This is a genomic window from Sphingobium sp. TomTYG74 (assembly GCF_055393875.1).
Window position 1 is genome coordinate 2,442,515 of record NZ_AP027341.1, and the last position, 23,390, is coordinate 2,465,904.

Annotated in this window: 31 protein-coding genes; 28 read left to right on the forward strand and 3 right to left on the reverse strand. The window is 60.9% G+C overall.

Annotation, left to right across the window (positions count from 1 at the left end; genetic code table 11):
• Positions 1-3 precede the first annotated feature (3 nt).
• Positions 4-420 (reverse strand): M23 family metallopeptidase, encoded by a 417-nt coding sequence (locus ACZ5TB_RS12355; protein ID WP_464791442.1) that lies wholly within the window; start codon positions 418-420, stop codon positions 4-6.
• A 915-nt stretch (positions 421-1,335) separates the two neighbouring features.
• Complete coding sequence (locus tag ACZ5TB_RS12360) at positions 1,336-3,621, reverse strand: putative bifunctional diguanylate cyclase/phosphodiesterase (protein ID WP_464791443.1); 2,286 nt, start codon at positions 3,619-3,621, stop codon at positions 1,336-1,338.
• Positions 3,622-3,987: 366 nt separating this feature from the next.
• Between ACZ5TB_RS12360 and rpsL the strand changes: the two genes are divergently transcribed.
• The 28 genes from rpsL to ACZ5TB_RS12500 all read left to right on the forward strand — a co-directional run bounded on the left by rpsL (position 3,988) and on the right by ACZ5TB_RS12500 (position 22,392).
• Positions 3,988-4,359 carry a 30S ribosomal protein S12 gene (gene rpsL, locus ACZ5TB_RS12365; protein ID WP_007686591.1) on the forward strand — a complete coding sequence of 124 codons (372 nt, stop codon included), beginning with the start codon at positions 3,988-3,990 and terminating at the stop codon, positions 4,357-4,359.
• Positions 4,360-4,372: 13 nt separating this feature from the next.
• A complete protein-coding gene (gene rpsG / locus ACZ5TB_RS12370) occupies positions 4,373-4,843 on the forward strand; it encodes a 30S ribosomal protein S7 (RefSeq protein WP_013847768.1) in 471 nt (156 codons plus the stop codon).
• A gap of 155 nt (positions 4,844-4,998) precedes the next feature.
• Positions 4,999-7,092, forward strand: coding sequence for an elongation factor G (gene fusA, locus ACZ5TB_RS12375; protein ID WP_464778683.1), 2,094 nt, complete (start codon positions 4,999-5,001; stop codon positions 7,090-7,092).
• 136 nt (positions 7,093-7,228) lie between these two features.
• Complete coding sequence (tuf, locus tag ACZ5TB_RS12380) at positions 7,229-8,419, forward strand: elongation factor Tu (protein ID WP_464778684.1); 1,191 nt, start codon at positions 7,229-7,231, stop codon at positions 8,417-8,419.
• A 207-nt stretch (positions 8,420-8,626) separates the two neighbouring features.
• On the forward strand, positions 8,627-8,935 hold the full coding sequence (gene rpsJ / locus ACZ5TB_RS12385) for a 30S ribosomal protein S10 (RefSeq protein WP_007686587.1): 309 nt from the start codon (positions 8,627-8,629) through the stop codon (positions 8,933-8,935).
• A gap of 271 nt (positions 8,936-9,206) precedes the next feature.
• The gene (gene rplC / locus ACZ5TB_RS12390) at positions 9,207-9,962 is read left to right on the forward strand and encodes a 50S ribosomal protein L3 (RefSeq protein ID WP_196226665.1); all 756 of its coding nucleotides are present in this window, start codon (positions 9,207-9,209) and stop codon (positions 9,960-9,962) included.
• A gap of 2 nt (positions 9,963-9,964) precedes the next feature.
• The gene (rplD, locus tag ACZ5TB_RS12395; protein WP_464791444.1) at positions 9,965-10,588 is read left to right on the forward strand and encodes a 50S ribosomal protein L4; all 624 of its coding nucleotides are present in this window, start codon (positions 9,965-9,967) and stop codon (positions 10,586-10,588) included.
• Positions 10,581-10,898, forward strand: a complete 318-nt coding sequence (locus tag ACZ5TB_RS12400) for a 50S ribosomal protein L23 (protein WP_030538851.1) — start codon at positions 10,581-10,583, stop codon at positions 10,896-10,898. The genes rplD and ACZ5TB_RS12400 overlap by 8 nt, the downstream gene beginning before the upstream one ends.
• 2 nt (positions 10,899-10,900) lie before the next feature.
• Positions 10,901-11,737 carry a 50S ribosomal protein L2 gene (rplB, locus tag ACZ5TB_RS12405; protein WP_464791445.1) on the forward strand — a complete coding sequence of 279 codons (837 nt, stop codon included), beginning with the start codon at positions 10,901-10,903 and terminating at the stop codon, positions 11,735-11,737.
• Positions 11,738-11,742: 5 nt separating this feature from the next.
• The gene (gene rpsS / locus ACZ5TB_RS12410) at positions 11,743-12,021 is read left to right on the forward strand and encodes a 30S ribosomal protein S19 (RefSeq protein ID WP_007686576.1); all 279 of its coding nucleotides are present in this window, start codon (positions 11,743-11,745) and stop codon (positions 12,019-12,021) included.
• Entirely contained in the window at positions 12,021-12,407 is a 387-nt protein-coding gene (gene rplV / locus ACZ5TB_RS12415; RefSeq protein ID WP_224550565.1) for a 50S ribosomal protein L22, read from the forward strand. The genes rpsS and rplV overlap by 1 nt, the downstream gene beginning before the upstream one ends.
• A gap of 4 nt (positions 12,408-12,411) precedes the next feature.
• Positions 12,412-13,107 carry a 30S ribosomal protein S3 gene (gene rpsC / locus ACZ5TB_RS12420; protein WP_196225090.1) on the forward strand — a complete coding sequence of 232 codons (696 nt, stop codon included), beginning with the start codon at positions 12,412-12,414 and terminating at the stop codon, positions 13,105-13,107.
• Positions 13,108-13,128: 21 nt separating this feature from the next.
• Positions 13,129-13,560, forward strand: coding sequence for a 50S ribosomal protein L16 (gene rplP, locus ACZ5TB_RS12425; RefSeq protein WP_464778686.1), 432 nt, complete (start codon positions 13,129-13,131; stop codon positions 13,558-13,560).
• 2 nt (positions 13,561-13,562) lie between these two features.
• Positions 13,563-13,766 (forward strand): 50S ribosomal protein L29, encoded by a 204-nt coding sequence (rpmC, locus tag ACZ5TB_RS12430; RefSeq protein ID WP_184269416.1) that lies wholly within the window; start codon positions 13,563-13,565, stop codon positions 13,764-13,766.
• Between the two features lie 12 nt (positions 13,767-13,778).
• Positions 13,779-14,042, forward strand: a complete 264-nt coding sequence (gene rpsQ, locus ACZ5TB_RS12435) for a 30S ribosomal protein S17 (protein WP_006960320.1) — start codon at positions 13,779-13,781, stop codon at positions 14,040-14,042.
• A 166-nt stretch (positions 14,043-14,208) separates the two neighbouring features.
• Positions 14,209-14,577, forward strand: coding sequence for a 50S ribosomal protein L14 (gene rplN / locus ACZ5TB_RS12440; RefSeq protein WP_007686569.1), 369 nt, complete (start codon positions 14,209-14,211; stop codon positions 14,575-14,577).
• Complete coding sequence (gene rplX / locus ACZ5TB_RS12445) at positions 14,577-14,888, forward strand: 50S ribosomal protein L24 (protein ID WP_022682108.1); 312 nt, start codon at positions 14,577-14,579, stop codon at positions 14,886-14,888. The genes rplN and rplX overlap by 1 nt, the downstream gene beginning before the upstream one ends.
• The gene (gene rplE, locus ACZ5TB_RS12450; RefSeq protein WP_464791446.1) at positions 14,888-15,460 is read left to right on the forward strand and encodes a 50S ribosomal protein L5; all 573 of its coding nucleotides are present in this window, start codon (positions 14,888-14,890) and stop codon (positions 15,458-15,460) included. Before rplX ends, rplE begins: the two co-directional genes overlap by 1 nt.
• 48 nt (positions 15,461-15,508) lie before the next feature.
• Positions 15,509-15,814, forward strand: a complete 306-nt coding sequence (rpsN, locus tag ACZ5TB_RS12455; protein WP_009820643.1) for a 30S ribosomal protein S14 — start codon at positions 15,509-15,511, stop codon at positions 15,812-15,814.
• Between the two features lie 12 nt (positions 15,815-15,826).
• On the forward strand, positions 15,827-16,222 hold the full coding sequence (gene rpsH, locus ACZ5TB_RS12460) for a 30S ribosomal protein S8 (protein WP_021239751.1): 396 nt from the start codon (positions 15,827-15,829) through the stop codon (positions 16,220-16,222).
• Positions 16,222-16,755, forward strand: coding sequence for a 50S ribosomal protein L6 (gene rplF / locus ACZ5TB_RS12465; protein ID WP_464778688.1), 534 nt, complete (start codon positions 16,222-16,224; stop codon positions 16,753-16,755). The genes rpsH and rplF overlap by 1 nt, the downstream gene beginning before the upstream one ends.
• A 1-nt stretch (position 16,756) precedes the next feature.
• On the forward strand, positions 16,757-17,122 hold the full coding sequence (rplR, locus tag ACZ5TB_RS12470; protein ID WP_464778689.1) for a 50S ribosomal protein L18: 366 nt from the start codon (positions 16,757-16,759) through the stop codon (positions 17,120-17,122).
• Positions 17,123-17,124: 2 nt separating this feature from the next.
• The gene (gene rpsE / locus ACZ5TB_RS12475; protein ID WP_464778690.1) at positions 17,125-17,850 is read left to right on the forward strand and encodes a 30S ribosomal protein S5; all 726 of its coding nucleotides are present in this window, start codon (positions 17,125-17,127) and stop codon (positions 17,848-17,850) included.
• A gap of 5 nt (positions 17,851-17,855) precedes the next feature.
• On the forward strand, positions 17,856-18,032 hold the full coding sequence (gene rpmD, locus ACZ5TB_RS12480; RefSeq protein ID WP_013847753.1) for a 50S ribosomal protein L30: 177 nt from the start codon (positions 17,856-17,858) through the stop codon (positions 18,030-18,032).
• 154 nt (positions 18,033-18,186) lie between these two features.
• Positions 18,187-18,711, forward strand: a complete 525-nt coding sequence (gene rplO / locus ACZ5TB_RS12485; protein WP_464778691.1) for a 50S ribosomal protein L15 — start codon at positions 18,187-18,189, stop codon at positions 18,709-18,711.
• A gap of 218 nt (positions 18,712-18,929) precedes the next feature.
• On the forward strand, positions 18,930-20,294 hold the full coding sequence (gene secY / locus ACZ5TB_RS12490) for a preprotein translocase subunit SecY (protein WP_464778692.1): 1,365 nt from the start codon (positions 18,930-18,932) through the stop codon (positions 20,292-20,294).
• 44 nt (positions 20,295-20,338) lie between these two features.
• Positions 20,339-20,995 carry an adenylate kinase gene (locus tag ACZ5TB_RS12495; RefSeq protein ID WP_464791447.1) on the forward strand — a complete coding sequence of 219 codons (657 nt, stop codon included), beginning with the start codon at positions 20,339-20,341 and terminating at the stop codon, positions 20,993-20,995.
• A 392-nt stretch (positions 20,996-21,387) separates the two neighbouring features.
• Positions 21,388-22,392 (forward strand): acyltransferase family protein, encoded by a 1,005-nt coding sequence (locus tag ACZ5TB_RS12500; RefSeq protein ID WP_464792556.1) that lies wholly within the window; start codon positions 21,388-21,390, stop codon positions 22,390-22,392.
• 92 nt (positions 22,393-22,484) lie between these two features.
• Here ACZ5TB_RS12500 and ACZ5TB_RS12505 read toward each other — a convergent pair whose 3' ends face one another.
• Positions 22,485-23,297 carry a CsgG/HfaB family protein gene (locus ACZ5TB_RS12505; RefSeq protein ID WP_464791448.1) on the reverse strand — a complete coding sequence of 271 codons (813 nt, stop codon included), beginning with the start codon at positions 23,295-23,297 and terminating at the stop codon, positions 22,485-22,487.
• Positions 23,298-23,390: the final 93 nt, after the last annotated feature.

A 23,390-nucleotide genomic window follows, 5' to 3' on the forward strand; every position in this document is an offset into this window, starting at 1 on the left:
GATTCAGCTGCGGTTTCGGATGCCAGCGTTCCGAGCAGCGGCGACTTGCTGGACGTTTCGAGCGGCTTCCAGGAAAGGTCGTGGATTGACGGGCTCCCCCTTCAGGCGCACTTCGAAATGAAGATGGTCACCCGTTGAACGGCCGGTTGAGCCCATGCGCGCGATCTGATGTCCGCGGATCACCTGTTGGCCAATACGGGCATTGAAACCCGACAGATGGGCATATCGCGTCATCAAGCCGTTCCCATGGGTGATCTCCACCACATTGCCATAGCCGCTTCGCTGGCCAACGAAGCTGACCCTGCCTGTCGCGGCGGCCAATATGGGTTCGCCGTGGCGGCCGGGAAAGTCGATACCCGCATGGAATGCGGCATGACCGTTGAACGGATCGCGGCGATAGCCATAGGAACTGGATTGCATCGGTGCCATCGTTGGGAGGCCTGATGGAATGGTCTTCAGGCTGGTCTCCAAGGATTCCATCCGGGAAAGAGCATCAGCAAGACGCTCAAATTCCTGGGGCATCGGCCTCTGCGCATCACGCCAAGGCACGAAGGGACCGCCTTGCGCACGGGGAGCGGCACGCGCCAATAGGTCGGGATTAAGACCCAGGCGGCGAATTGCATGCGCCGTTTCGTCTGCCCGGCGCTTGACCGCATGAGTAAGGAGCTCCGCGAACCGGCGCTGTCTCGCGTCAATCGCCCCCAGAGGGCGAATGTCTTGCGCGGCGCTGATGCGCGCCTTTGATGCATCGGCCTCGCCTTGCGCCGAAGCTTGTGCGGACGGGCCTGTCAGTTCCCCACTGGTTTGGGAAGCATCCTCGCCAAAATGAGCGCGGTAGAGATCATCCATGAAATCTTGCCGCGCTTCCAGGTCGCGCGCACGTTGTTCAACGGATTTCCTGTAGCTTTCCGCTTTGCCAGCGGCATCAGCTAACGCCCTGGCCTTCGCATCAATTGCGGCGCTTTCCCTCTCCATTTCAGACCGATTCCACGAAAGCGAAAAAGCCAGCGTAGCCGCACCGATCAGCAGCGCTGCGGATAAGAGAGCGGTCGATACCTGGGCGCGGCTTGAGATGCGGACACGCTGCCGCTTTCCGCCAGACTGGAAGATGAATTGCCGCTCCGGGCACAAAGCGGCAATCCTCGCCCATAGGCTGAAAATGCCTAACCTAAACCGCTGCAACAATGACGACCCCGTGCTCAATTCTTAGAGAATCGGGCCGTTAGCAAAGGGAAGGGCGGCACGCGAATCCGCCAACGCGGACTCGTGACGAGTCGAAATCAGATCGGGGCGAAACGTGCTTCGACCGTTCTGGTTCCTGACGAAAAGTAAAAATTATGCCTCGGTGGGACGGGCTTCGACATGCCACCCCAGCAAAGCGGGAACTTCGCTAGCCGGGACGGCTGCGCCGAAATGAAAGCCCTGTGCATAATGGCACCCACCCGCACGCAGATAATCAACCTGATGGACGTTCTCGACGCCCTCGGCGACCGTTCGAATGCCAAGGCTGTAGGCAAGGTTCAGCAGCGTTCGCACAATGGCGGCGTCATCCGGATCGGTTTCCAGGTCCCGGACGAAGCGCTGATCTATCTTTATGATATCTATTGGAAACTGCTTCAGATGCGAGAGCGACGCATAGCCGGTGCCGAAATCATCCAGCGCGATGGACAGGCCCGCTGTACTCAATTGATGAAGACTGCGTTCCACGACCTCCGCATTCCGGCCAAGAAAAACCGACTCCGTCACCTCCAATTCGATCCTTGAAGTGGATACACCCGTCGTGGCGAGGCGGGAGAGCAATCGATCAGGGAAGCTGCCATCGTGAAGCTCAACCCCTGGCACATTGATGGCGACATGACCGAAATCCAGTCCCTGATCCTGCCAGCGTCGACAGTCGGCCAGAATCTGATCCAGCATCCGTTCATTGATTGTCCGGCCTAGCTCGGAATGTTCGAACGCTGCGGCAACTTCGGACGGCATGATCACCGAGCCGTCAGTACGAACGCATCTCAGCAACGCCTCGAAGCCGATGATGGCGCCTGTCGATAGATCGATCTTGGGCTGATACCATGGGACGGGTGGGGCATGCACCAAGGCGTGCCGTGCGCGATCCAGCATTCGGGCTTCCTGCTGCCAGCGTTCGAGCAGCGAGGGTTCGAACAGGCACGCGCGACCTCGTCCGCCATTTTTCGCTTCATACAGGGCGATGTCCGCGAATTTTATAAGGTCCGCAATGTCCCCGGCATGTTCCGGGAAAAGTGCGACGCCCATGCTCACGCGGCAATCGACGTCACGATGGCCGTAGGCGAGTGGCTGATGAAGTTGAGCCATCATGCGCGCCAGGATTGCTTCCAGATCGGGTCCATTGCGTAGACGCGTCAACAGCACGGCAAATTCATCGCCTCCCATGCGCGCAACCAAATCTCCCGGCCGCACTGCGCGCCGCAGGCGTTCGGCTACAGCGCAAAGGAGCGCATCGCCGACCGCATGCCCGGCACTGTCGTTGATGCGTTTGAACTCATCGACGTCGATCAGCACAACGGCCATCTGTCCGCCCGCATGGCTTGTCGCACTTGCCGCCTGCGCCAGCGTCGCCATGAAATGCGAGCGATTTGCCGAGCCTGTCAGCGCATCCGTCATCGCCAGGTGGGCGAGATGCCGCTCCGCATCCTTGCGGTCTGTGATGTCGACGATACTGGAAAGGATGCAGTCTTCGTCGTCTATCTGAATCGGGCGCGTCGCGAGCAACACATCGTGGACCACCTCATCTTTTCCGACGATCCGGCATTCCTGATTGTTGAGCGCATCTCCGCTTGCGATCTGGTCCTGCAGGCTCGCTTGCGCGGCGGAGCCCTCGCCAAGCAGGTGAACGCGCGAAATGTCGCCGTCTGATCCGAAGGCCTGAGCAGCAGCAGTGTTGAAGCGGATTACTGCGCCGTCCTGACGCGTGACCAGCAGCGGGATGGGTACGCTCATGAACATGCGCTCCAGTGTTTCGCTGTTGCGCGCCAACGCGGCTCGCGCCGCACCGGCCGCCTGGCTCGCCATCCACTCCAGACGCTGGAGGCGGTTGGTTCGCATGATCGTGATCCACATGCCGCAATGAAGGATCAGCACGGCCATGATCATGCCGGGGGCGGTGGGGGATAAGGGCGCAGGCGCCAGATAGCCGATGAGCAGCGCGACTCCACATCCGAGCCCGCCGCCGAAATTGCCCCGGAAGCTGGTAGGCACGCCCAGGTAAAAGATCAGCGGCAGCATGACGAGCACGAAAATCGCGATATCACTGCGGGAACTGACCAGGAACGCCACGCCGATTGTGGTTACGATCTGCCAGGCGAAGCAGAGCCGCTCGACCTTCTGGAAGGAGTTCAGCTTCCGGCTGAAATACAGGCATCCAAGTGACCATAGCACCACAATGACGCGCGCGGGTACTGCGATCCAGAAATGAGGCGTGCCGAAAAAGCGCCAATCACTCAGCAGGAAAAGCGCGTTCAGTATGGCCGAGCAGATGAAGACTATACGGGCGTGCCGACGCGACTCGGTGAGGCGCTCTGCTTGAAAAGCGGCTTCCTGTGTCCGGCTGAGAAACTCACCTGAAAAGAGAGAAAGATGGGTCACGGCCAATCCACGTCGGCGCTCCCGGTGGCGCCACTGGAAATCAATAGAATACGGTCGGTTATCAATCTCCTAATGAAGGGTTCACCATCTTGGAACGAAGCCGAAACAAGGTGGCGTGCCGCCGTTCTTGACCGGATTACCGTGCCTCGCTATAGGCGCGCCTGCCCAGCGGCGATCCACCTGGAAAGATTCGGTCTTTCTGGTCGGTGACATGCCAGGCGACATAGAGCTGAACATTGCCGGTGCTCTTGCGGCTCCAGACGGGTACTCCCGTCGGGGCCTTTGCTGTTTGAAAGGTCATTCTTTTCAGGCCGTGAAGAACGCGGGAATGCTTGCGGTAAAGTAACTGAAAAGGTGAAGGGCTTCATGCCAACAATCAACCAGCTGGTCCGCAAGGGCCGCGAACTGCAGAAGACCAAGTCGAAGGTCCCTGCAATGGAAGCGAACCCGCAAAAGCGCGGCGTTTGCACCCGTGTTTACACGACGACCCCGAAGAAGCCGAACTCGGCTCTCCGTAAGGTGGCGAAGGTGCGTCTGGTCAACCAGCGCGAAGTCATCACCTACATTCCGGGTGAAGGCCACAACCTTCAGGAGCACAGCGTTGTGCTGATCCGTGGCGGCCGCGTACGCGACCTTCCCGGTGTGCGCTATCACGTGCTGCGCGGCGTTCTGGATACCCAGGGCGTCAAGGACCGTAAGCAGAGCCGTTCGAAGTACGGCGCGAAGCGTCCGAAGTAAGGGAGACTAGAATATGTCACGTCGTCGTCGCCCCGAAAAGCGCGTTATCCTGCCCGATCCCAAGTTCGGTGATATCGTGCTGTCGAAGTTCATGAACAGCATCATGCAGGACGGCAAGAAGGCCGTCGCCGAGTCTATCGTTTACGGTGCACTCGAGACTGTCGAAGCGAAGTCCAAGAAGGACCCGATCGGCATGTTCCATGATGCGCTGAACAATGTGAAGCCCGGCATCGAAGTCCGCAGCCGCCGCGTCGGCGGTGCGACCTACCAGGTTCCCGTCGAAGTGCGCCCCGAGCGCGCCCAGGCGCTGGCGATCCGTTGGCTGATCACGGCTTCGCGCAACCGCAGCGAAACCACCATGGCCGCCCGTCTGTCGGGTGAACTGCTGGACGCCGCCAACAACCGCGGCAATGCCGTCAAGAAGCGCGAAGACACGCACCGCATGGCGGAAGCGAACCGCGCCTTCTCGCACTACCGCTGGTAAGCATGAGGCGGGCGCTCTCGTGCCCGCTTCATCATTTCTGGTTTTTGAATATCGGTCCGTTCGCCGTGGGGCTACCCATGGCGGACGGATTGGTTTAGGGGCCAGCCGCAAGACTCTTTCACTTACCGCCGGCGCACCGGCAACGGAGAAGCATCATGGCCCGCAGCCATCCGCTCGAACGCTATCGCAATTTCGGTATCATGGCGCATATCGACGCCGGCAAGACCACGACGACCGAGCGTATCCTTTATTACACCGGCAAGTCCTACAAGATCGGCGAAGTCCATGACGGCGCCGCCACCATGGACTGGATGGAGCAGGAGCAGGAGCGTGGCATCACCATCACGTCGGCTGCGACGACCTGCGTGTGGAAGGCGGAAGAGGGCAAGGGTCCCGAGCATCGCCTGAACATCATCGACACCCCCGGTCACGTCGACTTCACCATTGAAGTCGAACGTTCGCTGCGCGTGCTCGACGGTGCGGTCGCTGCATTCGACGGCGTTGCTGGCGTTGAACCGCAGTCGGAAACCGTGTGGCGCCAGGCCGACAAGTATCGCGTGCCGCGCATGTGCTTCATCAACAAGCTCGACCGCACCGGCGCCAATTTCTATTATTGCGTGCAGACGATCATCGATCGCCTTGGCGCGACCCCGGCTGTCCTGTATCTCCCCATCGGCGCAGAATCGGACTTCAAGGGCCTGGTCGATCTGGTCGAGAACCGCGCCATCATCTGGAAGGATGAGAATCTGGGTGCCGAGTTCACCTATGAAGAGATTCCGGCCGACATGGCCGACAAGGCCGCCGAATATCGCGAAAAGCTGATCGAACTCGCCGTCGAACAGGACGACGAGGCGATGGAAGCCTATCTGGAAGGCAACCTGCCTGACACCGCGACGCTCAAGAAGCTGATCCGCAAGGGTACGCTGGGTCAGGCCTTCGTGCCGGTGCTGTGCGGTTCGGCGTTCAAGAACAAGGGCGTTCAGCCGCTGCTCGACGCGGTCGTGGATTATCTGCCTTCGCCGCTCGACATCGAGGACGTTCAGGGCATCAACCCCGACAGCGAAGAGCCCGACAGCCGCGCTACGTCAGACGATGCGCCCTTCTCGGGCCTGGCGTTCAAGATCATGAACGATCCTTTCGTCGGTTCGCTGACCTTCCTGCGCGTTTATTCGGGTACGCTCACCAAGGGCACCTACTTGAACTCGGTCAAGGACAAGAAGGAAAAGATCGGCCGCATGCTGCTGATGCATGCCAACAGCCGTGAAGACATTGATGCGGCTTATGCCGGCGACATCGTGGCGCTGGCGGGCATGAAGGAAACCACCACCGGTGATACGCTGTGCGCCGAGCGCCAGCCGATCATTCTGGAGCGGATGGAATTCCCCGAGCCGGTTATCGAACTGTCGGTCGAACCCAAGACCAAGGCCGACCAGGAAAAGATGGGCGTCGCGCTCAACCGCCTGGCTGCCGAGGATCCGTCCTTCCGCGTCACGACCGATCACGAATCGGGCCAGACAATCATCAAGGGCATGGGTGAACTTCACCTCGAAATCCTTGTCGATCGCATGAAGCGCGAATTCAAGGTCGAGGCGAATGTCGGTGCGCCGCAGGTGGCCTACCGCGAATATCTGAAGAAGCCCGTCGACATCGACTACACCCATAAGAAGCAGTCGGGCGGCACCGGCCAGTTCGGCCGCGTCAAGGTGAAGCTGACGCCGGGCGAGCGCGGAGCGGGCATCCAGTTCAAGGACGAGATCAAGGGCGGCAATATTCCCAAGGAGTATATCCCCGCGATCGAAAAGGGCTTCCGCGAGACGGCTGCGACCGGTTCGCTGATCGGCTTCCCGATCATCGACTTCGACATCGTGCTCTATGACGGCGCCTACCATGACGTCGACTCGTCGGCTCTGGCGTTCGAAATCTGTGCCCGTGGCGCAATGCGCGAAGCGGCGCAGAAGTCGGGCATCACCCTGCTCGAGCCGGTCATGAAGGTCGAGGTCGTCACTCCGGAAGAATATCTGGGCGACGTCATCGGCGACATGAACAGCCGTCGCGGCCAGATCCAGGGCACCGACACGCGCGGCAATGCCCAGGTGGTCGAAGCCATGGTGCCGCTGGCCAACATGTTCGGCTATGTGAACTCGCTGCGTTCCTTCACCCAGGGCCGCGCGAACTACTCGATGATCTTCTCCCATTATGACGAAGTGCCGCAGAATGTGGCGGACGAAGTCAAGGCGAAGATGGCCTGATGATTTTCCTTGGCCGGGCCGTGCAAACGGCTCGGTTAGGGGCTGGTAATCTGTGAATTTGCTGCTATGGACGCGCCTTCGCGAGGCGCGGCCGAGCGGTCAGACCAAAGCTGATTTGATTAGAAGGTAGGAAAAAATGGCTAAGGCTAAGTTTGAGCGGAACAAGCCGCACTGCAACATCGGCACCATCGGTCACGTCGACCATGGCAAGACCTCGCTGACCGCGGCGATCACCAAGGTTCTCGCCGAAACCGGCGGCGCAACCTTCGTTGACTATGCCAACATCGACAAGGCTCCCGAAGAGCGCGAGCGCGGCATCACCATCTCGACGGCTCACGTTGAGTATGAGACCGAAGCCCGCCACTACGCGCACGTCGATTGCCCGGGTCACGCTGACTACGTCAAGAACATGATCACCGGTGCGGCCCAGATGGACGGCGCCATCCTCGTCGTTTCGGCCACCGACGGCCCGATGCCGCAGACCCGTGAGCACATCCTGCTCGCCAAGCAGGTCGGCGTTCCCCAGCTGGTCGTGTTCATGAACAAGGTCGATCTGGTTGACGATCCGGAAATCCTCGAGCTGGTCGAGCTGGAAATCCGCGAGCTGCTGTCGTCCTATGACTTCGACGGCGACAACATCCCCGTCATCCCCGGCTCGGCCGTGAAGGCGCTGGACGGTTCGAACGACGAAATCGGCCGCGAAGCCGTTCTGAAGCTGATGGCCGCTGTTGACTCGTTCATCCCGCAGCCGGAGCGTCCGGTTGACAAGCCGTTCCTGATGCCGATCGAAGACGTGTTCTCGATCTCGGGTCGCGGCACCGTGGTGACCGGCCGCGTCGAAACCGGCATCGTCAAGGTTGGCGAAGAAGTCGAAATCGTCGGCATCCGCGACACCCGCAAGACCACCGTTACGGGCGTCGAAATGTTCCGCAAGCTGCTCGATCAGGGTGAAGCTGGCGACAACATCGGTGCGCTGGTTCGTGGCGTTGGCCGTGAAGACGTTGAGCGTGGTCAGGTTCTGGCGAAGCCCGGTTCGGTTACGCCGCACACCGAGTTCGACGCCGAAGTCTACGTGCTGTCGAAGGAAGAAGGCGGCCGTCACACCCCGTTCTTCGCGAACTATCGCCCGCAGTTCTACTTCCGCACCACCGACGTGACCGGCGAAGTGATCCTCCCCGAGGGCACCGAGATGGTCATGCCCGGCGACAACGTGAAGCTGAACATTAAGCTCATCGCACCGATTGCGATGGACTCGGGTCTGCGCTTCGCCATCCGTGAAGGCGGCCGCACCGTCGGCGCCGGGGTTGTCGGCACGATCTCGAAGTAATATAGGATCGCAGCGGCGCGAATCGCCTGATTCGCGCCGCTCGGAATTTCTACCGCCCCGGATCGCCTTTCTCCGGCTCGATTGAGCTAGAAGGGCAAGAAACGGGGCGGATATTTTTTGTTGGTGCATTTTCACAAGTCATCGGCTGCTCCAGCTGATTTCTGAAAATGCTCTGAGTTTTGGCTCTTTCGCATCGGTACAGGAACTATGGACAGCAACATCCGCATTCGCCTCAAGGCGTTCGATCATCGCGTGCTCGATCAGGCGACCGGCGACATCGCCGACACCGCCCGCCGCACCGGCGCCCTTATTCGCGGTCCGATTCCCCTTCCGACGCGCATCGAAAAGTTCACGGTCAACCGTGGTCCGCACATCGACAAGAAGTCGCGCGAGCAGTTCGAGGTCCGCACCTACAAGCGTATGCTTGACATTGTGCAGCCGACGCCGCAGACGGTCGACGCGCTGATGAAGCTGGACTTGGCTGCCGGCGTGAACGTGGAAATCAAGCTGGCTTAAGTCGGCAAGTCCCTGCTTCCCGCAAGGGTCGCAGGGTATCGGGCGTTCCGGGAGGCCGGAAGCTCAAACGACACAAGGGATACCGCATGGCCCTCCGGTGAACCGGAAAGGCTCATGGTCCTGGTCCCCCGTCGCTGGTCCCGAGGAGGGGTCGGCATCCAACCCGGACGGGGTGATTGTTATTTGGGTTGGCCGCGAGGGAGAGATCCTGAGCGGTTTTTTCGTTGGATACGCCCGCTGCTAAGGCGGGCCTCTATGGGAGTAATCAGTGATGCGCACAGGCGTGATCGCTAAGAAAGTCGGGATGACCCGTCTGTTCCAGGAGGACGGACGGCACGTTCCGGTTACGGTTCTGGCCCTTGAGGGCAATCAGGTCGTGGCTCGCAAGGAAGTTGATCGCGACGGTTATGTCGCGGTTCAGCTCGGTGCGGGCGTCGCGAAGGTCAAGAATGTCGCCAAGCCGCAGCGCGGCCACTTCGCCAAGGCGGAAGTTGAGCCCAAGGCGCGCCTGGTCGAATTCCGTGTCGCCGAGGACGCGCTCCTCGATGTCGGCGCCGAAATCGCGGCCGATCATTTCATCGCGGGCCAGCTGGTCGATGTCGCTGGCCACACCCAGGGTAAGGGTTTCGCCGGCGCCATGAAGCGCTGGGGCTTCGGCGGTATGCGCGCCACCCACGGCGTGTCCATCAGCCACCGTGCCCATGGTTCGACGGGCAACCGTCAGGATCCGGGCCGCGTCTTCAAGAACAAGAAGATGGCAGGTCACATGGGTGACCGCGAGCGGACGCAGCAGAATCTCGAAATCGTCCGCACCGACGTCGAGCGCGGCCTGCTGTTCGTCAAGGGTTCGGTTCCGGGCGCCAAGGGCACCTGGCTGACCGTCAGCGACGCCGTCAAGGTGAAGCGCCCTGCGGATGCGCCGTATCCGGCCAGCCTGAAGCAGGCTGCCAACAGCAACAACGCTCCGGCAGAGACGCCCGCTGAAGAAGCGGCCGCTCCCGAAGCGACCGAAGGCCAGGAGGGCTAATCATGAAGGTCAATGTACAGACCCTCGACGCGCAGGCCGCTGGTGACGTGGAACTGAACGATGCCGTCTTCGGCATCGAGCCCCGCACCGACATCCTGCACCGCGTCGTCCTTTGGCAGCTCGAAAAGCGCCGCGCCCCGGCGCGCGCTACCCGCGAGCGTTCGGACGTTGCCCGCACCGGCAAGAAGTTCGGTCGCCAGAAAGGCGGCGGTACGGCTCGTCACGGCGATCGCAAGGCGCCCGTGTTCATCGGTGGTGGTAAGGCGCACGGTGCTCGTGCCCGCACCTTCGGCCACGACCTCAACAAGAAGGTTCGTGCGCTCGGCCTGAAGATGGCCCTGTCGACGAAGGCCAAGAACGGTTCGCTGATCGTTCTCGACAATCTCGACGTGGCGGAAGGCAAGACCAAGGCTCTGGTCGCGCACCTCGCCAAGCTGAACCTCAACAAGGCTCTTTTCATCGACGGCGACGCGGTGAACGTCAGCTTCGCGAAGGCTTCGGCGAACATCATCGGCGTGGACCTGCTGCCGGCCGTCGGCGCCAATGTCTATGACATCCTGAGGGCAGATTCGCTGGTGCTGACGCGCGCCGCGGTCGAAAAGCTGGAGGCGCGTTTCAATGGCTAAGAAAGAAGCCACGAAGGTCGACAACCGTCATTATGACGTCGTTGTCGCTCCGGTCATCACCGAGAAGTCAACGCTTCTTTCCGAAAACAACGCCGTGGTCTTCAAGGTCGCCAATGACGCGACCAAGCCGGAGATCAAGGCGGCCGTCGAAGCCCTGTGGGGTGTGACCGTCAAGAGCGTGAACACGCTGGTCGCCAAGGGCAAGACGAAGAAGTGGAAGGGCAAGCCCTACACGCGTTCGGACGTGAAGAAGGCGATCGTTCGTCTGGCTGACGGCCAGTCGATCGACATCACCGAAGGAGTGCGCTGATCATGGCGCTTAAGAGCTACAACCCGACAAGCCCCGCGCAGCGTGGCCTGATCCTCGTCGATCGCAGCGGCCTGCATAAGGGAAAGCCCGTCAAGGCGCTGACCGAAGGCAAGCGCAAGACCGGCGGCCGCAACAATAAGGGTCATGTGACCTCGCGCGGCATCGGCGGCGGTCACAAGCAGCGCTACCGCATCATCGACTTCAAGCGCCGCTTGTGGGATGTCGAAGGCACGGTCGAGCGTCTGGAATATGACCCCAACCGCACCGCCTTCATCGCGCTGGTCAACTATCCCGACGGCACCCAGGCCTATATCCTGGCGCCGCAGCGTCTGGCTCCCGGTGACAAGGTCATCGCGGGCAAGAAGACCGACGTGAAGCCGGGCAACGCGATGGAACTGGGCCAGATGCCGGTTGGCACGATCATCCACAACATCGAGATGAAGCCGGGCAAGGGCGGTCAGCTCTGCCGTTCGGCGGGCACCTACGCCCAGCTGGTCGGCCGCGATCGTGGCATGGTGATGGTCCGCCTGTCCTCGGGCGAGCAGCGCTACATCCGTTCGGACTGCATGGGCACCATCGGCGCCGTCAGCAACCCGGACAATGGCAACACCAACCTCGCCAAGGCAGGCCGCAACCGTTGGAACGGCATCCGTCCTCTGACGCGCGGCGTGGCGAAGAACCCGGTCGATCACCCGCATGGCGGTGGTGAAGGCCGGACCTCGGGCGGCCGTCATCCGGTCACGCCCTGGGGCAAGCCGACCAAGGGTGCGCGCACCCGCCACAACAAGGCGACGGACAAGTTCATCATCCGTAGCCGCCACGCGAAGAAGAAGAGGTAAGCGAGATGGCTCGTTCCGTCTGGAAAGGTCCGTTCGTGGACCTCAGCCTTCTGAAGAAGGCGGAAGTGGCGCAGGACGCCGGTGGCCGTTCGGGTCCGATCAAGACCTGGTCGCGCCGTTCCACCATCCTGCCGCAGTTCGTCGGCCTGACGTTCAACGTCTATAACGGCCGCAAGCATGTGCCGGTCTCGGTGAACGAGGACATGGTGGGTCACAAGCTGGGCGAATTCGCCCCGACCCGCTACTTCCCCGGCCACGCTGCCGACAAGAAGGGCAAGCGCTAATGAGCAAGGAAAAGGCTCCCCGTCGCGTCGCCGACAATGAGGCGCTGGCCGTTGGCACGCAGATCCGTGGTTCGGCTCAGAAGCTGAACCTGGTCGCCACGCTCATCCGCGGCCGCAAGGTCGAGGACGCGCTCAACATCCTCGCCTTCTCGAAGAAGGCGATGGCGGTCGACGTGCGCAAGGTGCTGGCTTCGGCCATCGCCAATGCGGAAAACAATCACAATCTGGACGTCGATTCGCTGGTCGTCGCGGAAGCTTCGGTGGGCAAGAGCTTCACCCTGAAGCGCTTCCACGCTCGTGGCCGTGGCAAGTCGACCCGGATCCTCAAGCCCTTCAGCCGCGTGCGTATCGTCGTGCGTGAAGCTGGCGAAGAAGCGGAGGCGTAAGCACATGGGTCACAAGAGCAATCCGATCGGTCTGCGTCTTCAGATCAACCGCACCTGGGACAGCCGTTGGTATGCCGAAGGCGCCGACTATGGCCGTCTGCTGCTGGAAGATCTCAAGATCCGCCAGTATATCATGAAGAACCTGCCGCAGGCCGCGATCTCCAAGGTCGTGATCGAGCGTCCCGCCAAGCTGTGCCGCGTGTCGGTCTATGCTGCCCGTCCCGGTGTCATCATCGGCAAGAAGGGGGCGGACATCGAAAAGCTGCGCAAGAAGCTGGGCAGCCTGACCTCTTCGGACGTCAGCCTGAACATCGTCGAAATCCGCAAGCCGGAAGTCGATTCCAAGCTCGTCGCGCAGGGCATCGCCGATCAGCTCGAGCGTCGGGTGGCGTTCCGCCGTGCGATGAAGCGCGCGGTGCAGAGCGCCCTGCGTCTCGGCGCCGAAGGCATCAAGATCACTTGCGGTGGCCGTCTGGGCGGCGCGGAGATCGCGCGCGTCGAATGGTATCGCGAAGGCCGCGTTCCGCTGCACACGCTGCGCGCGAATGTCGATTATGCCGAAGCCACTGCGCACACCGCCTATGGCGTTTGCGGCATCAAGGTCTGGATCTTCAAGGGCGAAATCCTTGGTCACGATCCGATGGCTACCGACCGGCTGATGCTGGAGGCTCAGACCTCCGGCGTGCGCCCGGCGCGCTGAAGATAAGAAGGTAATAGCGTCATGCTGCAACCGAAAAAAATGAAGTTCCGCAAGACCTTCAAGGGCCGGATCAAGGGCGACGCCAAGGGCGGTTCGGACCTGAATTTTGGCGCCTATGGTCTGAAGGCTCTGGAACCTGAGCGCGTCACCGCACGTCAGATCGAAGCGGCTCGCCGCGCGATCCAGCGTCACCTTCGCCGTCAGGGCCGTCTGTGGATCCGCGTGTTCCCCGACGTGCCTGTGTCGAAGAAGCCCGCCGAAGTCCGTCAGGGTAAGGGTAAGGGTTCGGTCGAATATTGGGCAGCTCGCGTCAAGCCGGGCCGCATCCTGTTCGAACTGGACGGCGTTCCCGGTCCGCTCGCAGCAGAGGCCTTCTCGCGCGCCGCGATGAAGCTGCCTATCAAGACGAAGGTCGTTGCCCGCCTCGGCGACACCTCGCACCTGGAGGGTTGATCGTGGCCAACGTCGCAGACCTCAAGACCAAGACGGACGACGAACTGTCGACCGAACTCAACAACCTGAAGCGCGAGCAGTTCAACCTGCGTTTCCAGGCGGCCACCAACCAGCTGGAAAAGCCCAGCCGGGTCAAGGAAGTCCGCCGGTCGATCGCGCAGATCAAGACCCTGCAGACCGAGCGTACCCGCTCGGCCGCGAAGTAAAGGAAACACACGATGCCCAAGCGCGTGCTGACGGGAACGGTGGTTTCCGACAAGACCGACAAGACGGTGGTGGTTCGCGTGGAGCGCAAGGTTAAGCATGCGCTCTACGGCAAGATCATCCGCCGCTCGAAGAAGTACCATGCCCATGACGAGGGCAATGTCTACAAGGAAGGCGAAACGGTCCGTATCGAGGAGACCGCTCCGATTTCCAAGCTCAAGACCTGGAAGGTCATCGAGCGCGTGGACACCCATAAGTCGCCGGAAACGGCCGCTTAAGGGAGGCTCGTACGAGCCTTTGAATTAAAAGTGGCGCGCGGGGCTGGCCTTTTCCGGACGGAAAGGGTACAGGCCCGCGCTTCGCGTAGAGTCAAAGGCTCTAGGCACTTGAATTCGGAACCGCCGGGAATTGTCCCGGTAGGCCAAATAAGAAGGAACCGGATCTATGATCCAGATGCAATCCAATCTTGACGTCGCTGACAACAGCGGCGCCAAGCGCGTCCAGTGCATCAAGGTGCTGGGCGGCTCGAAGCGTCGCTTCGCGAGCGTGGGCGACATCATCGTCGTCTCGATCAAGGAAGCCGCGCCTCGTGGTAAGGTGAAGAAGGGTGACGTGCATCGCGCCGTCATCGTGCGCACCGCCAAGGACGTGCGTCGCGCTGATGGCAGCGTGATTCGCTTCGACGGCAATGCCGCCGTGCTTATCAACAAGAACGAGGAGCCGATCGGCACCCGAATCTTTGGCCCGGTCGTTCGCGAACTGCGCGCCAAGAAGCACATGAAGATCATCTCGCTTGCTCCCGAGGTGCTGTAATGAGCGCTGCTAGAATCAAGAAGGGCGACAAGGTCGTCGTGCTGGCTGGCAAGGACAAGGGGCGCACCGGCGCCGTCCTGCAGGTGCTTCCGAAGGACGACAAGGTCCTGGTGGAAGGCATCAACGTGCATGCGCGTCACCGCAAGCCCGACCAGGCGAACCCGCAGGGTGGCATTGAGCGCAAGCCTGCGCCGCTCCACATTTCGAACGTCGCTGTCGCCGACAAGGATGGCAAGCCGACCCGCGTCCGTTTTGAGGATCGCGACGGCAAGAAGGTCCGCGTCGCCGTCAAGTCCGGTGAGGTGCTGTAATGAGCGACAAGTACACTCCGCGCTCGAAGGCGCAGTATGACGCCGAAATCGCCAAGGCGATGACCGAGAAGTTCGGTTACGAGAACGTCATGCAGGTCCCGAAGATCGAGAAGATCACGCTCAACATGGGCGTGGGCGAAGCGACCCAGGACAAGAAGAAGGTCACGTCGGCCGCCGAGGAAATGGAACTGATCGCTGGCCAGAAGCCGGTCATCACCAAGGCCCGCAAGTCGATCGCGCAGTTCAAGCTGCGCGAAGGCATGCCGATCGGCGCCAAGGTCACGCTGCGCCGCGAGCGCATGTATGAGTTTCTTGATCGCCTGATCAACGTTGCTCTGCCCCGCGTGCGGGACTTCCGTGGTCTCAACCCGAAGAGCTTCGATGGTCGTGGCAACTATGCCTTCGGCATCAAGGAGCAGATCATCTTCCCCGAGATCAACTATGACCGCATCGACAAGGTGCGCGGCATGGACATCATCGTGACCACCACGGCGAAGACGGACGAGGAAGCGCGCGAACTGCTGCGTCTCTTCGGCTTCCCCTTCCCGCTCGAAGAGAAGCAGGCGGCCTGAACGGTCCCGCTTCTCTTTCCAGACACCCAAGGAAAGAGAACTTAAGTCATGGCGAAACTGAGTTCGATCAACAAGAATGAGCGCCGCAAGAAGCTGGTGAAGAAATATGCCGGCCGCTATGCGAAGCTCAAGGCGATCGCGAATGATACCGCGGCCGACGACAGCGATCGTCTGATCGCGCGTCTGAAGATGGCGGAGATCCCCCGCAACGGCAATCCGACCCGTATCCGGAACCGCTGCGAACTGACGGGGCGTCCCCGCGCTTACTACCGCAAATTCCGCCTCTGCCGCGTGCAGCTGCGTGATCTGGCCAACAAGGGCCTGATCCCCGGCGTCACCAAGTCGAGCTGGTAAGGATCATTTGAGATGGCATTGACCGATCCCCTGGGTGATATGCTCACCCGCATCCGCAACGGGCAGCAGGCGAAGAAGGACAGCGTTGTGTCCCCCGCTTCGAAGCTGCGCGCCCGCGTGCTCGACGTGCTCCAGCGCGAAGGCTATATCCGCGGTTATTCCGAGGAAGCCCTCGGCAAGCATCCGGGCCTCCGCATCGAGCTGAAATATTTCGAAGGCCAGCCGGCGATCAAGCATGTCGCCCGCGTCTCGAAGCCGGGCCGCCGCGTCTATTCGGGTTCCAAGGAACTGCCGGTGGTCCGCAATGGCCTGGGCATCACCATTGTCTCGACGCCTCGCGGCGTTCTGTCCGACGCCGAAGCGCGTGAACAGAATGTCGGCGGCGAAGTGCTGGCGGAGGTGTTCTGATGAGCCGTACTGGTAAGAAGCCGGTTGCCGTCCCTGCGGGCGTCACTGCCGCCATCGAAGGCGGTCAGCTGTCGGTGAAGGGGCCTAAGGGCACCCTGTCACTGCCGCTGGCCGACGAAGTCACCTACAGCATCGAAGATGGTTCGATCGCCGTGCAGCCTGCCAATGACAGCAAGCGCGCTCGCGCTTTCTGGGGTATGCAGCGCACGCTTATCGCCAACCTGATCACTGGCGTGACCGAAGGGTACACCAAGAAGCTGCTGATCACGGGTGTCGGTTACCGCGCCAACTCGCAGGGCAAGACCCTGAAGCTGCAGCTCGGCTATTCGCACGACGTCGATTTCGCGATCCCAGAAGGGATCGAGATCAAGACCCCGGATAACACCACGGTTGAGATTAGCGGCATCGACAAGCAGAAGGTGGGTCAGGTTGCGGCCGAGATCCGCCGCTGGCGCAAGCCCGAACCCTATAAGGGCAAGGGTATCAAGTACGCCGGCGAGTTCATCTTCCGCAAGGAAGGGAAGAAGAAGTAAGATGGCAAAGCTTTCCCTCTTCGCGCGGCGTCGTCGCCGCGTTCGCACCGCGCTCAAGGCGGTTTCGGGCCACAAGCCCCGCCTCAGCGTCCACCGTTCGGGCCGTCACATCTACGCCCAGATCATCGACGATGCGCAGGGCAAGACCCTGGCCGCCGCGTCGACTCTGGACAAGGAAGTCGGTTCCAAGGCTCTGGGTAAGACCGGCGCCTCTTCCGAAGCCGCTGCCGAAGTCGGCAAGCGCGTTGCCGCTGCGGCGACCGCTGCCGGCGTCACCAAGGTCGTGTTCGATCGTGGTGGCTTCCTGTTCCATGGCCGCGTCAAGGCGCTGGCCGATGCCGCCCGCGAAGGCGGGCTGGAGTTCTGATCATGGCTGACGAAAACGAAATCCAGGCCCAGGCGGGCGCACCTGCTGCTGTCGAAGGCGGCGAGAATGCACCGACCGAGAGCCGTGGTCCCGGTCGTGGCCGTGGTCGCGGCGGTGACCGCAACCGTGGTGAGCGTGGCGGCCGTGGCCGTCGTGATGATCGTCGCGGTGGTAACCGTGACGAGGAGCAGGGCGAAGAGCTGATCGAGAAGCTGGTTCACATCAACCGCGTCTCGAAGACCGTCAAGGGTGGTAAGCGCTTCGGCTTTGCTGCTCTCGTCGTCGTCGGCGACGGCAAGGGGCGTGCGGGCTTCGGCCATGGCAAGGCGCGCGAAGTGCCGGAAGCCATCAGCAAGGCGACCGCTTCTGCCAAGAAAGCGATGGTTCGCGTTCCGCTGAAGGAAGGCCGCACCCTGCATCATGACGGCCTCGGTCATTTCGGTGCGGGCAAGGTGACGGTTCGCTCGGCTCCGGCCGGTACGGGCATCATCGCCGGTGGTCCGATGCGCGCCGTGTTCGAAAGCCTCGGCGTCGCTGACGTCGTGACCAAGTCGAACGGCACGTCGAACCCTTACAACATGATCCGCGCAACCTTCTCGGCCCTCGGTGAACAGACCAGCCCGAAGTCGGTAGCGCAGCGCCGGGGCAAGAAGGTCGCTGACCTGCTTCGTCGCGGTGGTGCCTCGGCCGAAGTCGCTCAGGCCGACGCCGAAGCGATTGCGGAGTAACAGACATGGCGAAGATCAAGATCAAGCAGATCGGTTCGCCGATCCGCCGCCCCGAAGCCCAGAAGAAGATTCTGATCGGCCTCGGTCTTGGCAAGATGCACCGCGTGGTGGAGCTGGAAGACACTGCGGAAGTCCGTGGTGCCATCGCCAAGCTGCCGCACATGGTTGCGGTGGTCGACTAAAGACCGTCATCCCAGCGAAAGCTGGGATCTCAAGCCGCTGGGCGCTCTTCAATAGAGATGCGCCCAGCCTCATGAGGCCCCAGCTTTCGCTGGGGCTCCGGCCCGATCCCGGTGGATCGGGCCTTCGCGCGAACATAGCGAAAGCGAGTGCACAATGACGAAGCTTAACGAACTCAATGACAATGCCGGTGCCCGCAAGGGCCGGATGCGCGTCGGCCGTGGTATCGGCTCGGGCAAGGGCAAGACCGCTGGTCGCGGCCAGAAGGGTGCCAAGGCGCGCTCGGGTGTTGCGATCAACGGCTTCGAAGGCGGCCAGATGCCGCTGCACATGCGCATCCCGAAGCGCGGCTTCAACAACATCTTTGCCAAGGATTACGCGATCGTGAACCTGGGCGCTCTGCAGAAGGCGATCGACGCTGGTAAGCTCGACGCCAACGCCACCATCGACCATGCGGCGCTCAAGGGCGCTGCTCTGGCTCGCGGTGGCAAGGACGGCGTCCGGCTGCTCGCCAAGGGCGAGCTGACGACCAAGGTCAACCTGCTCGTCGCTGGCGCGTCGAAGGGCGCTGTCGAGGCGGTCGAAAAGGCTGGCGGTAAGGTCGAAGTGATCGCCGTTGTTCCGGCGGCCGAAAAGGCTGCTGCGAAGAAGGGCAGCGCCAAGGCCGCCAAGAAGGGTTGAACCAAGCCGCAAGGCTTGCAAGCATGGCCCCGCTGCCCGATATGGGTAGGCGGGGCCTTGTGTTTGGGATCAGAAAGACCCTCATTGTCGGCTCTGATTTTGTTCAGAATGAACGGTGTGAATTTCCGAGTTCGACAGCGTGCGATCACCCCGCTAAGGGGTTAGCGATTCCGCTCCGGGTACCTGAATCCGGGAAGATGTTTTGAAGGGCAGCCAAGATGGCATCGAGAGCCGACCAGCTCGCATCCAATCTCAGCCTGGCTAAGTTCAGCCAGGCGACCGACCTCAAGAAGCGCCTGTGGTTTACGCTGGGCGCGTTGATCGTGTTCCGCTTTCTGAGCTTCGTGCCGCTGCCGGGCGTCGATCCGACCGCACTGTCGCAACTCTACGCGCAGACGAACGGTGGTGTCCTGGACATCTTCAACACCTTCTCCGGTGGGTCGCTCTCTCGCATGAGTCTGATTGCGCTCGGCGTCATGCCTTACATCACGGCCTCGATCGTGGTGCAGCTCGCCGCCAGCCTCTCGCCGCAGCTCGCGGCGATCAAGAAGGAAGGCGAGAGCGGGCGCAAGAAGCTCAACCAATATACGCGTTACGGCACGGTCGGCCTGACGGCCGTGCAGGGCTATTTCATCGCTGTGGGCCTTGAAAGCTTTGGTGCGCAGTCGGGTGTACAGGCGGTGGTTGATCCTGGCTTCCTGTTCCGCATCGCTGCAGTTGTTTCGCTGATCGGCGGGACGATGTTCCTGATGTGGCTGGGTGAACAGATCACGTCGCGCGGCATCGGCAACGGCGTTTCGCTCATCATTATGGCGGGCATCGTCGCGCAGCTTCCGGTGACGTTGAGCAATTTGTTCAAATCGGGCAGCGAAGGATCGATCTCCGGTCTGCTGATCGTGATGGTCATTGCGCTGGCGGTTGGCTTGATCCTGCTGATCTGCTTCATGGAGCGTGCGCAGCGGCGCGTGCTGATCCAGTATCCCAAGCGTCAGACTCGTCAGGGATTGATGCAGGCGGATCGCAGCCATCTGCCGCTCAAGGTGAATACCGCAGGCGTGATTCCGCCGATCTTTGCCAGCTCGTTGCTGTTGATGCCGCTCACCATTTCCCAGTTTGCGGGGAACACCGTTGCTGGTGAAAGCCGACTCGGTGACTTGGTGCTGACGCTCAATCAATATCTGTCGCATGGCAGCCCGGTTTACATGGCGCTCTATGGCCTCGGCATCGTGTTCTTCTGCTTCTTCTACACAGCCGTAGTGTTCAATCCGGAAGAGACGGCCGATAATCTCAAGCGAAACGGCGGGTTTATTCCCGGTATCCGTCCGGGCAAGAACACGGAAAATTATCTGGACTATGTGCTGACCCGGATCACGGTGATTGGTGCTGCCTATCTGGCCATCATATGCCTGGTTCCGGAATTTGCCATCGCCCGGGCGGGTATTCCCTTCTATCTGGGCGGGACCAGTCTGCTGATCGTGGTCAATGTCACGGTGGATACCGTGACGCAGATCCAGAGCCATTTGCTGGCTCACCAATATGGCGATCTGATCAAGAAGGCGAAGCTGAAGGGACGTCTTCGCTAAAAGCGCATCGAGGCGCGGCGCAAGAACAGGGGAGTATGCGCAAAATGAATATCATTCTGCTGGGTCCTCCAGGAGCAGGGAAGGGCACGCAGGCGAGCCGCCTGGTTGAAACCCGTGGCATGGTTCAGCTGTCGACGGGTGACATGCTGCGGGCGGCGGTAAAGGCGCAGACGCCGATTGGCCTCAAGGCCAAGGCGGTGATGGAAGCGGGTGAACTGGTTTCGGATGAAATCGTTTCCGGCATCATCGGCGAAGCATTGGATGGGTTGGCCGACAGCACTGGCGTGATCTTCGACGGCTATCCGCGCACCGAAGCTCAGGCCCATTCGCTCGACGCCATTCTTGCCGATCGCGGCCGCACATTGGACCATGTCATCGAACTCGACGTCGATGAGGACGCTTTGGTTGAGCGCATCACGGGCCGCTTCACCTGCGCGACCTGTGGTGAGGGCTATCACGACAGCTTCAAGCAGCCCAAGGTCGCTGATGAGTGCGACAAATGCCATGGGCATGAGTTCAAGCGCCGTCCCGACGATAATGAAGAAACGGTAAGGACCCGGATGGCGGAATATCGCGCTAAGACCGCCCCCATCCTTCCAATCTATGAGGCGCAAGGGATCGTGTCTCGTGTGGACGGCATGGCTGACATGGACGATGTGACTGCGGCAATCGCGGGCATATTGGATCACGCCAAAGGCTGAAGTAATTTCTCCCGTCTTTCAGAGGCGGGAGTAAGGCATGCGGAACTCTATTCGGGCCATCCTGGTCACTGCGCTCGCTGGCGGAACGGCCGCCCAAGCGGAAGTTAAGTCGGCGAACAATTTCCGCTTAGAGGTAGTCAGCAGCGTCGGAATCGTAGGCGACGTGCGAACGATATATTCTTTGATCGCTTCACCGGCGCGCTGGTGGAGCAGCGAACACACCTGCAGTAGCGATGCCGCCAACCTTAGCCTGGATACAAAACCTTCCAAGCCGGACGTAACCGTGCCAGCAACAATATGTATCCGACCCCAATATCTTAACCGATTGATTGCTGTTTCATTGCTAATGCACTCGAGTGACTGCATTACCTACTCGGAACCGCTTGGCGGAATTGGATGCCTTGAGAGGCATCGGTGCGCTATGCGTGCTGGTTTTTCATTATTCCACGCGTTTCCACGAGCTTTTTCCTCAAGCGGCGCACGTGCCATTTAGCTTTCCCGGGGGCAATTATCGCGTCCTGCTGTTTTTCACCATCTCCGGTTTCGCCATATTCTTCACGCTGGATCGGATCGGTAGCGTCGCCGACTTCGCGGTAAACCGGGTCGCCCGGCTTTATCCGGCTTATATCGTGGCGATGCTGATGACCTTGTCGATCGAATATGCGGCCAAGGCGTCCCAATTGCTGGTGGGTCCGAGCGCGATCCTGGCTAACTTCACGATGTTGCAAGGGTTCGCGTTTCTTCCTGAGGTAGACGGCGCTTATTGGACATTGACCGTCGAAATCGCCTTTTACTTCTGCATGATATCGATCTGGAAATGGGCTGGATTGAAAAGGCTCGAACCGATGCTGGCATTGTGGCTCGCGGTTCGCGCGATTTATGGGTTATGGCCCGACATGCCAGAACGCATCATCATGCTCTTCATACTGCGCTATGTCCCCTTCTTCATCATCGGGATGTTGTCGTACCGCGTCTGGTCTGCTCAGCGGAGCTGGCGCCAGCAATCTCCCTACGCCCTCCTTGCACTGCTGTCGGTCGCCTCGATGGAAAGTTGGGACGTCACGCTTATGGCCTGTATTCTGCTTGCAGGCTTTGCAGCGCTGATCAGAGGGCATCTGCAGTGGATCGCGTCACGTCCACTGCTCTGGATGGGTGGGATCAGCTATTCCTTCTACCTCATCCATCAGCATGTGGGTTTTGTCGTGATGCTGAAAATGGCGGAGCAGGGGTATAGCCCGTGGCTCGCCTTCTTCTCCGCGTTTCTTGTCGCACTAACTTTGGGCACGGGCATCAACAGGCTGGTGGAGCGACCCGCAGGCGAGGCGATAATATCGTGGTGGCGACGGCGGCGTGGAAATAGGCTGGCGCACGCTGAAGCCTCGTCCCGCCCTATTTAATGAAGATGTCTATTCCGTCGCACTGACAGTGGTGGTGAGCGGAAGGAGAAGGACAGGGGCTCGGCATTGGTGCCAAGCCCCTGCATAAGATTTTACTGCGCGCGGGGGGCGGCTGCTGCCGCGTTGGCGGGCAACCCACCCATCTGCGTGACCAGCTTGGTGTAGGCGTCCAGATAGGCCAGCACGATTACCTGGCCGATCTCGGTATTTTGGTAGCCACTCCCACCGGCGGCAGCAAAGCCACCCCACCAACCGGCACCGCCGCCGCCGCCGAAGCCGATGTCGGTCTTGCGCGCATAGCCTTCGGTCAGCGCCTCTTCTTCGGTTGTGCGGGCGTTGACGATGGAAAGCGTGACGTTCGCTTCCTTCTTCTTGATGTTGAGGCCGCCGGCAAGTGCGCCGAACGTGCCGCCCATCAGGCCGCCAAGTGCAGCGCCGAAGCCACCCCCGCCAGAGTTGCGGTTGGACGAGACAATATCAGGCTCCAGATAATAGTCGGCTGCCTTGACCTGGCCCCGGCCCAGGTTCGATCCAGCCTGCAATTCGCCCGAGTCCGCCATGGCGCGTTCCATCGCCCGGCTCTGCATGGCGCGGCCGCGGTTGACGATGCCGAAGCAGCCGGACTGCTGGATGAACACCTTGAGGATCGCTTCCGGGCTGCCCAGGTTCAACTCGCGCCACCACTGGTTGTCGGGTTCGACGATCGCGACAGTGCCAAGTCGGCGGGTGCAGCGGGGAATCTCCTGCTGAGCGCGCTCTTGCGCCCTGCGGCCCGAGGAGGCGCCTTTGGTGGTGCCATCCTTATAGGTCTTGCCAGAAGAACTCATATTCGTCTGCGCCATCGCAGACATCGGCGTAGCAAGCATCGATGCTGTCGCGACGAGCGCGGAAACCGTCTTGAACATTGCCCCAAATCCCTTTCGAGCGGTTAATTATGGAATTTTTATTATGGTACGACCCGTTTAAGGCCCGCGTCAATTACCATAGCTCGCGGGCTT